Origin of the sequence: Ancylobacter sp. IITR112 (genome assembly GCF_041415945.1) — a bacterium.
In the GTDB taxonomy this organism is placed as follows: domain Bacteria; phylum Pseudomonadota; class Alphaproteobacteria; order Rhizobiales; family Xanthobacteraceae; genus Ancylobacter.
The window spans coordinates 1-1,140 of the sequence record NZ_JBGCUS010000009.1 but is presented as its reverse complement, the minus strand read 5'-3'; the positions used below and the strand labels follow the sequence as shown (position 1 = coordinate 1,140).

Annotated in this window: 1 protein-coding gene and 1 pseudogene; both read left to right on the top strand. The window is 69.9% G+C overall.

Going from position 1 to position 1,140, the window contains the following annotated elements; translation table 11 throughout:
* Positions 1–181, top strand: a pseudogene (locus AAC979_RS23770) (hypothetical protein); the annotation flags it as partial.
* A gap of 364 nt (positions 182–545) precedes the next feature.
* Complete coding sequence (locus AAC979_RS23765; protein ID WP_371349453.1) at positions 546–704, top strand: hypothetical protein; 159 nt, start codon at positions 546–548, stop codon at positions 702–704.
* Positions 705–1,140 lie beyond the last annotated feature (436 nt).

Below are 1,140 nucleotides of genomic sequence, written 5' to 3'. Positions count from 1 at the left end.
CGGCTGGGCCGATGCGGTCGCGGTCGACCGAGCGATCCGCTCCGGCCTGCGGGGAATCCGTGGTCAGGCTTATCTCCATCGTTCGGCGAGGCCGCTGGAAGACGCCGATCTCTCCACGGCCGCTGATCACGGCCAGCTCGATCTCTGGCCCAACGAGTGCGAGGGCATGTGCGGCCTGTAGCCAGGGGCTGGCACCGCAAGGCCCATGCCTTCGGGCCGAGTGATCAGTTTCCTGAACCGAGCTCAATGGTGGCCGGGCGAGCCGCCGAAAGGCTGAGCCCGATCCGGACGCGACCGAGCGACGGCACCGGTGCAGGGGAGCCCGGCCGCAGCGTTGTGCCAGGCCGTCTTCCTCTCAATGACGATCCATCATACCGGCAGTCGGGCCGCGTCAAGGACGCGCGGTGCCCCCAATTTTGCCGCCGCTGCGCGCCGACAAAATCGGCACCCCCGCGCGCCGGCGCTGCCGGTCGCTACGCGATCCTTGACCCGGCCCTCCAACGCCCGGTGCGCCGCCTCCCGTCATCGAGACGAAGGAGGTTCACATGACGAAGGTTCTCGACATCTACGCCGAAATCGCCGAGCTGCGCGCCGAGCTCGCGCACTGCATCTTCACCTGCAAGCAGCGCAGGGAGTCGCAGCGGCGCCTCGAAGAGCTGCTCGCTGAGGCCGAGCGCCGCAGCCGCGAGGCGGAGGGGGCGTGAGCCCCCTCTTTTTTGTCGGCGCCGGCGCTTTCGGTCCCGTGTCTTCCGCTCGTCGATGCATCTGGTCGGGTAGGCCCACCCTGCGGGCGGGCGCTCTCGTCGCCGCGATCCGCCAGCGGGAGGACCAGGTTGGGCAGTCTCGGCCTCTCCCGACCAGGGCAGGTCGCCGGTTGCCGGACCCGGATGGCTGGAGCTTGAGTGGAGGGCGTCGCGCCGTCCTGAACTGCTCCGCTGCCGGCGCGGGGATCGCGTTCGTCATGTTGGCGACGGGATAGGGCGCTGGGCCGGCCGGCGGGGGTGCGTGAGGGCTGCGGATCCGCGATCTGGGTGGGGCGAGCGGATAGCGCGTGGCCATTGTGCCGTCGGGAGCTCGGCGATCTTCGCGCATGTCGCATTCCCCCGGTGTTGCGATGGCCTCTCCCATGGCGAACCCGAT

Coding starts and splice junctions, on each gene's coding strand:
- AAC979_RS23765 (WP_371349453.1), top strand. CDS start 546: ATGACGAAGGTTCTCGACATCTACGCCGAAATCGCCGAGCTGCGCGCC.